Consider the following 9676-nt stretch of genomic DNA (forward strand, 5'->3'; position numbering starts at 1 on the left):
TTAAAACTTACACACTTCCTGGGATAGTGTCTTGTTGCAAGTCCAGATTTCTTTTATTCTTCCTTTATACGTACTTGACCTGCTTTAATATTTCATCCTTAATTTGATCCTTGAGTGAATTTTTGGTCACCAAATCAACCTTGCGCTCGAAAATTGTTTCAAGAAAAATTTCTAAGGAAAAGAATTTCCACCCTATAGGTCCTTCAAATTCAACAAGTAAGTCAATATCACTTGAGTCCGTATTTATTCCATCAGAGAAAGAGCCGAATAACCCAACTCTCTTTACAGCATATTCTTTAGTTAAAATTGGCCCTAGAACTCTTAGTTTATCCAATATGTCTTCTGCAGTAATCATATAAACCTAACATGCTTTTTTTAATTACAATATCTAGTGATAATCGTCCGTTATCACCTTCTTTCTCGACTCTTTAGTTAATTAAATTGCGTAACATATAGAAATTGCCTCTATGATGGATTCGGCTCAAAATTACAATATTTGTAATTCACTGTGGTAATAGTCAATTGTTCTTAGAAGTTGATCCTCAAAACTATAAATATCATCTACAGTTTCAATTTTCTCTCTAATCTCATTCTTTTCTCGATCAAACAAACTTATGTATTTCACCCCTGTATTTAGATGAAGTCTACAGATTGGTTTTCTGTTGTTATTATCCAATAATATCCCAAAGTATGACTGTGTATCTCGCTGCACTATCCTAGATTTGTCTACTTTTCTTCCTAGGATTGCAAGGACAATCTGGTAGGCCTCCATTTCTTCATTAGTTGTTATTATCTTACTTAATGGCGGCTGATCCTTATTCTCCTCTTGTTGCTTTTCTTGTTCTTTATTTAGCGCGGCATTTAATCTTTCATTTACCTTTTCACTAATAATTTGATTAAAAGCCTTGCCTACTATCTCTGTGAACTCATCCATCACTTTGGATGTTAAACGTCCATTATATGTTTTACTTGCAAAAAGTTTAATAAACTCTGGAGAGGAACTTGCCAATTCTTGGCCTATCAAATTTTTGACCTCCCTTGTATATTTAAGATTACTTGCATTGTCTACAATTGTTGATATATCAAGTTTTGATTTATGGAACTTTTCAATTTCTTTAACTGTGTTCTCTTTAATCTTAGTGATATCAAATTCTAAAAAAGGTCTATTGTCCATCTTATTCGGTTCCTCTAAATCAGTATAAAAACGGTATATAATTCCGTTAGTCAATTACGCAAACGTAGTCTTTGTAACATGGAAATATCTAAACAACGGAGAATTATGAACATTTAGATCTTGTTTCCAGTGTTTACACTCAATAATTAAAATCGGGACATCATTTTGAAATATGGCATAATCCACTTTTTCACCCTTTTTAATTCCTAAATCAGCCGTAAATTCGGGAACAACTTCTGTAGGGTTAAACGTATCATATCGAAGTATATTAATAAAAGGAAGGGTGAAAGCATGCTTTGTGGATTCCTCCGTATCGATTTTATCCTTTAGCTGTTCGATCTTATCAGAATCCTTTGAGTTGATTGAATAATTCCATTGTAGTATTGATATTTAAGGTTAAATTGATTAATGCTGCTATCGAGCAAATTACCAGTAAAAGTGCTCATTTATCAAAACTACAATGGATTAACGTGATTTCTTTACCGTTTCCCACAAATGCAGAATTCAATCTTTTTATACTCAAAATCTATTAACGGAAGCATCCATAAATTTAAAATTCCTCCAATTATAGTATGCCTATGCCATTTAGTCAATACAGATAGTATTTCTAATCTAAGTTTGTTACGATAATTGGTAGAAACTGTATCCAATTCATCTGTTGTGAAATATTATTTACCAAGAACTATCTTAAACTCACTTCTTCTATTGAGCTGGTGTTCTTGTCCGCTACAGTTTGTTTTTTCACAATCTTTAAGAGGTCTCGATTCTCCATAGCCTTGACCTTTAATTCTGTTAGGGTTGATCTTACCTTTTTCAATAATAAAGTCTACAGTGGATTTAGCGCGTCTTTCAGAGAGCGAAAGATTGTACTCTCGACTTCCTCTACTATCGGTATGAGAGTTAACTTTAAGATTGAATTCAGGGTATTTCTTTAAGACAGCAATTACCTTTGCAAGTTCTATCTCTGAGACTTTACGAATCCCTGAACCGTCAAAATCAAAATATATAGGGTTTAAATTTAATTGTTTCGCAAGATCATCACCCTCTTTAAATACGGCCATATCTTTTACAAGCTCTAAAGTGACGTTCCTTTTTCCATGATTTGCTATTGGAGTAATCCATATTTCTTTGTGCTCAAAACCACTAGCAACGGCCCTAAGGTTATATCCTTCTAAAGGCCAAACTGGAAGACAAAATTGACCTTGGTCATCAACAGTAACAGTTGTTAAAACCTGGTTATCTGAATTTCTTAATTCAATAACAGCGCTTATGATTGGTTGTTTTGAAATACTATCCAAAACTTGACCACACAATGTTGCTTGTAGTTTAGTTTTGGTCCCTTGGACACTATAGATATTATCAAAACCATCCTTTTGACCTCTATTAGATGACAGGTACCCTATTCCATCCTTTCGAGTTGCAAAGCCAAAATCATCAAATGCACTATTAATAGGTTGGTTTAAATTTACAATTTGTTCTCTGCCAAATTCATCAAAAACAACTACAAACACATCAAGCCCTCCAAAACCACTATGTCCGTTAGATGAAAAGTAAAGGTTTCCGTCTTGATCAATGAATGGAAAAGATTCTTTGCCAGGAGTATTAATACGATCTCCTAGGTGTTCTATGGCACCAAATTCTCCATCGCTCTTTAACTCCACCCTGAAGAGATCTGAATCTCCTAGGCTTCCAGATCTATCTGAAGCAAAGTAAAGATACTTCCCATCGGGACTCAGTGCCGGATGAGCAGTAGAATAATCTTCACCATTTATAGATAGTTCTTCTATATACTTCCAACTACCGTTATCTAAAATGGCTTTATAGATTTTAAGATGATTAATACCTCTTTCGTCCTTGCCAAATTTTCCTTTATTGAAATTGTTTCGAGTAAAGTATAATGTTTTTCCATCGCTACTAAGGGCAGCTGTTGATTGATGGAATTTGGAGTTCACACTCCCTTCTAATTTTTCTACTTCACTTAATGTGCCATCTGGGTTAATGGTGGCGGTGTAAAGTTTTAAAAAGGGCATTGCATTCCATTTGTCTTTTCGCGAAACAAATAAACCAGTATCACGAGCGGATGAAAACACGATTTTGTCTTCACCGTAAAATGCGGTACCGAAGTCTGCCACTTCGCTATTGATACGCGCATCTATTAAAACATAATCCTGAGGTGCTAATGTATTGATTTCACCGATGAGTTGTGAAGGGGTATGATTATCAACACTTAAACTTTGGTAGAACTTTTTTAAGTATTTTTCAGCCTTCTTATCTTTTCCAACAACTCTTAGGCATTGTCCATATCTAAAATAATATTCTTTAGGAACTCCTGTTTTAAACGACAGCATTTTTTCATAGGCCTCCAATGCTTCTTGATAGCGGGCATTAAAATAAAAAGTGTTCCCAAGTTTACCATAAAGATCTGCTGATTCATATCCTTGGTCAATTAAAGATTGGTACATTTCACCCGCTGTAATAAAAGCATGTTTAGAATAAGCATTGTCAGCTCTTTCTTTTCGACCTTCTTGAGACCAAGCGAATACAGAAAATGCAATCAATATTATAGTAAGTAAAAATCTTTTCATTGTTAGTTCTTTTTGATTAGAAGAATCTTGGGTTGACCATTCGACCTCTTGCAGACATAAAGTCAAATCTGATAAAAATTTCATGTGATCCAGAGTTGTAATTACCTAGACTATGAGTGTCATGATCATAAGCATAACCGATTTGCAAACCAGGACTAACTTCAAATCCGGCCAATGCGCTTACTGCTGCATCCCATCGATAAGCTACTCCTAATGTAAGTCGTTCTCGGATCAAGAAATTGGCAGTAAGATCTACCGCTATCGGTGCACCAGATACGGCTTTTACAATTGTTGCTGGTTTGAATTTTAGTTCCGAACTTAAATCAAATACATATCCCGCCATGAAATAAAAATGCATCTGTTCTCTAGCAACAGACTGTTGTACATCATCATAAAAATGGGTCTCTAATATGGAAGGAATGGATAGTCCTGCATACCATTTATCGGAATACAGGTACAATCCTGCTCCAAAGTTTGGGGAAAACTTGCTTAATTGACCAGTTAATAATAAATCATCTTTATCGTAGATATCTAATTTATTATAGTTTACGTTTAGAAAACCGCCACCTGCCATAACTGCCATATTAAGCCAAATATTATTACCTACACGCACCTTATAAGCAAAGGAAGCGTTCAAATAGGTATCAGTTGCAGGGCCAATCTCATCATTTACTATTGTCAGACCCATTCCATGTCCTCTATAACTTACAGGGGCATGAATAGAAAACTGTGATGTAGTTGGAGCGCCTTCCAAACCTATCCACTGGCGACGATGAAGTCCAAACATGCTTGTAGTCCCACGTGTGCCAGCATATCCAGGATTAACGCTTATTGTGTTATACATGAATTGTGTAAATTGTGGTTCTTGCTGTCCATATGTCATCCCTGCCACCAACAATCCCAACACCAGTATGATTTTTTTCATCTTTAATCTTTTTATTTTATCATTGATTGATATAGAGATATCCTGATAAGTCTCTGATTGAATTACCTTCCTTGTACTTTATAATATAGAAATAGGTTCCTACGGGTAATAATTCATTGTTATTGAATGTGGCTCGTCCACGAGAATATCCATCAAATCTAGAAGCATTGTTATCATAACCTTTAGTTTCGTATACTTTTACACCCCAACGGTTATAGATTTCAACAGTATTGTCGGGGAAAAGTTCAATTCCTTTGATATAAAAGAAATCATTACGTCCATCTCCATTAGGTGAGAGTCCGTTATAAACAATTAGGTTCTCCTCTGGAGTATCCTCTACTAGAACCCGCGCAAGGGTAAACATTCCAAACCCACTTACTGCAGTGGTTACTATCTGTTGATCAACATTGGAAACACCACCTTCATCAATCCACATTTGACTGACATCATCCCATCGAACAATATGTAGTTCTTGTCCAGTTTTATCTTCTAAAAGTTCATAAGGCGTAGTTCGCTCATCCCATGAGAGGGTCAACACTTGATCTGAATTTCCAACGGTTCGATCCACTACCCAATACTCTGCATTATCGATCAGATCGATAGTGACTTGTTTATTTAAATGTGGATGTAGGGAATTGGAATTCTCCAAAAAATATTGTGCTTTGAAACCATCATTTACTTCGCCACCACCAGCTATGGATGCCATTCTATACATCTCATGGTCTCCAATAGGGTATGTGAAATTTTCATTTCCAGTCTTAAGTACAGGACCATCAACAAAACTGTGATCTCCAACTTTCCTATGTGTGGCATCAGGTTGAAAACTAACGAGTCCACCAAAATCATTACCATCTATAATACCATCCTTAAATTCAGCTCTTCCAGAGATAATAATATCACCTGAGAGTTGAAAAGCTGGTTGAGCAGCTGGATTATCCAAAAGAATATCATAAAAATCAGATGGCATACTCCCTGTGATCTTTTGTTTCCCGTATCTTCCTTGGAATAAAGTGTAACCACTTCCCAGATCTGGAGTAAAACTGACTAGTCCTTCATTATTCCAATCTCCATAAATGTAAAAGGCACCATCGTTTATTAAATCTCCACTTTGTTTGTTGTCGAAATTGTATAATGTAGAAACCTCTGTGCCCTCCATGATTACCATCGTTCCAGTATTCACCGTTTGACTATGAATTAATTCTGAAAACAAGAGTAGAAAACTCAAAACAAATAGCAATTTCAAATACGAATCTTTATAACTCATAATTTCTTATTTAGCCTTACTTGGTAGCATTGGGTTAGTAATTACCATACAATTTTTAGTGGCAAAAGTGATCGTATTGCTTGGTAGAGAAATACATGAATACCCTTGAGAATTTGTAGCGATGGCATATCTTCGATATTGGGTTTCAGTTTGAATAACCGTAGGCTGGAGTGTAGCTGCACTTTCACCGATTACCTCTTCCCAAGTTGTACCATTATCATTGGAATACTCCCACTGATAAGTCAGTATCCCAAAACCAGTCCCTGATTCATTATTTGTTATAAGCTCAGGAGTTGAATTGACACATACCTCACCCCCACCAGAGATACTTCCGGGGGTTGGGGTTTTTAATACCACCACTTCTATTTCTTGGACTTCGCTTTCACAGTTCCCGTTTGACTGGCTAACATAATATACTGTACTTCCTGGAGTGCTTGTTTGTGGAGTTGGAGCAATCGAAGAAGGAGTTCCACCCTCATTTAAATACCAAAGCAGAGTATTTCCAGAATCCGCCTCAACATAATCTTCCAATGAAGTTGCACCTTCTCCCTCACAAAAATAAACAGTTGTGTTTAACAGCACTGGCATATTAGGCTGGTTAGCAATGGACACAACTTTTATATTATTACCTCTATTTTCGACAGGTTCAATACTCTCATTACTTGTCTGATTTACAAATTGGACTTCCGAAGTACTTTCAAAAGATGTAGAGTTTTGAATGGTATAAACTAAAGGTGGAAGACTCATTCCAGAACTAAGTGTACCTGATCCTGTTTTTGTAAATGTATATGTGTTTCCAGATGTGCTTAAACTCCAATCTGAATTTGGCGTCATATCCAAAGTTGCGCCAGACGGGATGGTTTCAATCACTTTAATTGTGCTTGTACTATTGTAATTAGCCTCTAAAGTTCCCATGTTTCCGACAATGAGAGTTATGGTATTTCCTGAAGTTGCATTTAAACAATAATCATCCAATTTTTTTTCAATAACCATATCAACTTGTTCTGCTAATACTGGAACACTTACAGTAGAAGTATTGTTTTCCAAGTCCTGATCTGTAATTTCATTGTTGGAAATTGTTACGGTATTATTCAACACATTCCCAATAGGAACTTGTCCATCCAAATATCCAGTCACTGTTATGATTCCTGTCGAATTTGCGGGCAAGCCCACCGAGCCTGTAAAGGAACCACTAGGTAAAGGGAAAGAAGTAGGTAAATTAACTGAGTCAGGAGAAAAATCTGCTGTAGTAATACTAGTAATTACAAACATTCCATCTGGTATAGGGTTTCCTTCTCCATCTGTAAATTGATCAGTGATATTAATAACTGAAAGAGCGGCATCGGTATCATTGGTAACTTCTATATTAAATGATACTTCATTTTCGGTTCCAGCTCCAGGAACTGATCGCATTATATCTTTTGAAGCAAGCTTATAAACACGCAAATTCCCTGGTGTACTCACCAAAATATTTCTGATCTCATGATTGTTATAACCACCTCCCGTCGATGCAGCAAATCCCAATTTTAAAAGAGAAGGCGGAATGTCTTCAGTAACATAAGTGATTAAATCAGTAAATGCTCCTCCATATTCTTTGGTCCATCTTACTGTAATCTCAAACTTACCGTCACTGGTTGGCTCAATTTCTATTTTTACACGACGATAAAATGTTGATTGAGATGGACGAGTACTTGTTGTTGTGTTATAATCAATTACGTTTTGTTCTGGATCTCCTGTCCTATTGAGCGCATCATCAGTGGTTCCATCAGGAAACAAGGTAGTTCCCGTAAGATATCTATTAGTATTAGTATCTGATGCACTGTTGGAAGTAGTTGGTCCTCTTAGGGCAATTGAATTTGGGCTAACGTTTGAGGAGCCTCCATTTTTACCCTCTGAGGCTCTAACGAAGTTACCATAAGCATCAAAACCAATCCCTAAATACCCTCCAGTAAGACCTGCGGTTTGTGGATTGGAGTTAGTACTATTAGCGTACCCAAGCGACCCCCCGTAAGCGCCCAAGGCAAAATTACCAGGACCATAGGCAGCGTCAAAAAGAAATATCGTAAATCCATCAGCTCCATGATATGTATTGTCCGCAAGGTCACGCCACATTGTATATTCAAAATCAATTAGTACACCTAGAGTAGACGGGAATGATTTATTTACATATGCATATCCTTTCTGGTCACCTAAAGCTTTAGTTAAACGTAACCAACCTGCACCAACAGGATCATCTATACCTGAAGTTAAATAAGCATTATCTCCAATAATAATATCGGGACTCCCACTACCTCTAAAATCTTCTGTTATGGTGAATTGTGCACTTAAAGGTTGAATTGCTATCAAAACAAACAATAGACTCCAAAAGGCACCATTACGCATTTTATTATCTTTTAATCTTTCTAACATTCCTGGTTTATTTTACAACGAAAACTATGTTCATGAAAGAAGCTTCGGTGGGGCTTGTACTTTTTACATTATAGGTCATAATCCCTGTTTCAGAAATTGATACAGCTTCAAAAATTTCATCATCATAATAGGTCACATAGTAATATAAATCTTTTGGATTCGGTAAGTTTGGAATATCTGTAGGAGCTCCTTCACTTCCTACGAGTGTTGGATTCCCAGTACCTGTGAATTGTTTAATATATTCTTCATGCAAGTTTCGGCTAGCCATACCCGTGGTTGAAACATCAAAAACAATGGATGGCATATAAAAGAATTTAGGCATGGCAGCTCTAGTTTGTTTAAGAACTCCACTAACTGTATCTACAACAACTAGGTTGTCTTGGGTCGCTCCAGTTTGGAGTCCTACAATTGCAAGTGTATTATCAACATCCGTAGTTATGGCTGTTTCTTCAATTAATACTCCTCCAAGCTGCACATTGTCATCACTTATGGACAAACCATTATTAGCATTAACATTTAAAGCCATGGTATCACCATCTTGAGACAGCGCAGCTCCCGCAACATTAGCATTTAGATCTATCGGTTCTACTGCTCCATCAGTTATATTTTCTGTATTTACTGCATTATCTGCTAACTTATCATTGGTAATTCCATCAGCAGCAACACTTACATTAGCATTCACAAGTGTAGCTCCTGTACCATCAACTACGGTAATGGAAGTATCACCAGCAGTCAAATCATTCCCGTTTACTGCAGAAGCATCAACGTTCTGATATACTATACTACCATCGGGTTGTACTACCCCAACTTTGCCTTGGTCTGCTATGGCAGCTCCAAGATCTTCAGCTTGTACTTCCCTGTTGGCTATCTTGTCAGATGTAATTGCATCTGTATCAATTTTATCATTGGTTACAGAACCATCAGCTAACTTATCAGTTGATATACCACTGTCTGCAATACCTATTCCAGAATCAGCTAATAAAATATTCGTTCCATCTAAACCTCCTGTGAATTCTATACCTTCCGAAACAATTAAGTCTCCCTTATTAGCTTCTATGGTTTGCGACAGTTCGTCAATAGCATCCTGAACATTGGTAGAGGTAAATCCATTCGTACTATTATCAAATCCAAGTGACTTAGCATTAGTGTCAACACTGGTGATTACAGTTCCTGATGCATCTGTGAAGGTATAAACACCATCGATTGATGTTACACTGGTTGTGTTAGCATCTAAATCAATTAATACTCCGTCTTCATTTGTATATGTATACGTACCATCACCATTATTTACAATCGAAGTTAAGGTCTCCATATTGGAA

The 9676-nt window shown here is 36.5% G+C and carries 8 protein-coding genes; all 8 read right to left on the reverse strand.

The features are described from left to right. Positions 1–64 precede the first annotated feature (64 nt). Complete coding sequence (locus tag I215_RS15205; RefSeq protein WP_008992880.1) at positions 65–355, reverse strand: nucleotidyltransferase family protein; 291 nt, start codon at positions 353–355, stop codon at positions 65–67. 132 nt (positions 356–487) lie between these two features. Beyond that, a complete protein-coding gene (locus I215_RS15210; protein WP_316928346.1) occupies positions 488–1228 on the reverse strand; it encodes a hypothetical protein in 741 nt (246 codons plus the stop codon). Beyond that, complete coding sequence (locus I215_RS16715) at positions 1229–1360, reverse strand: hypothetical protein (RefSeq protein WP_394330803.1); 132 nt, start codon at positions 1358–1360, stop codon at positions 1229–1231. It lies immediately after the preceding gene. A 482-nt stretch (positions 1361–1842) separates the two neighbouring features. After that, on the reverse strand, positions 1843–3759 hold the full coding sequence (locus tag I215_RS15215; protein ID WP_040460618.1) for an OmpA family protein: 1917 nt from the start codon (positions 3757–3759) through the stop codon (positions 1843–1845). A 16-nt stretch (positions 3760–3775) separates the two neighbouring features. Further along, positions 3776–4684: a PorP/SprF family type IX secretion system membrane protein gene (locus tag I215_RS15220; protein ID WP_008992883.1), complete on the reverse strand. Its 909-nt coding sequence runs from the start codon at positions 4682–4684 to the stop codon at positions 3776–3778. A 19-nt stretch (positions 4685–4703) separates the two neighbouring features. Then, positions 4704–5948, reverse strand: coding sequence for a gliding motility-associated C-terminal domain-containing protein (locus I215_RS15225; RefSeq protein WP_008992884.1), 1245 nt, complete (start codon positions 5946–5948; stop codon positions 4704–4706). A gap of 6 nt (positions 5949–5954) precedes the next feature. Continuing rightward, positions 5955–8357, reverse strand: a complete 2403-nt coding sequence (locus I215_RS15230) for an L-type lectin family protein (RefSeq protein ID WP_008992885.1) — start codon at positions 8355–8357, stop codon at positions 5955–5957. 7 nt (positions 8358–8364) lie between these two features. Continuing rightward, the coding region (locus I215_RS16310) for an autotransporter outer membrane beta-barrel domain-containing protein (protein ID WP_008992886.1) at positions 8365–9676 on the reverse strand (1312 nt) is incomplete at its 5' end.

It is taken from the genome of Galbibacter marinus, from assembly GCF_000300875.1.
GTDB classification, from domain to species: domain Bacteria; phylum Bacteroidota; class Bacteroidia; order Flavobacteriales; family Flavobacteriaceae; genus Galbibacter; species Galbibacter marinus.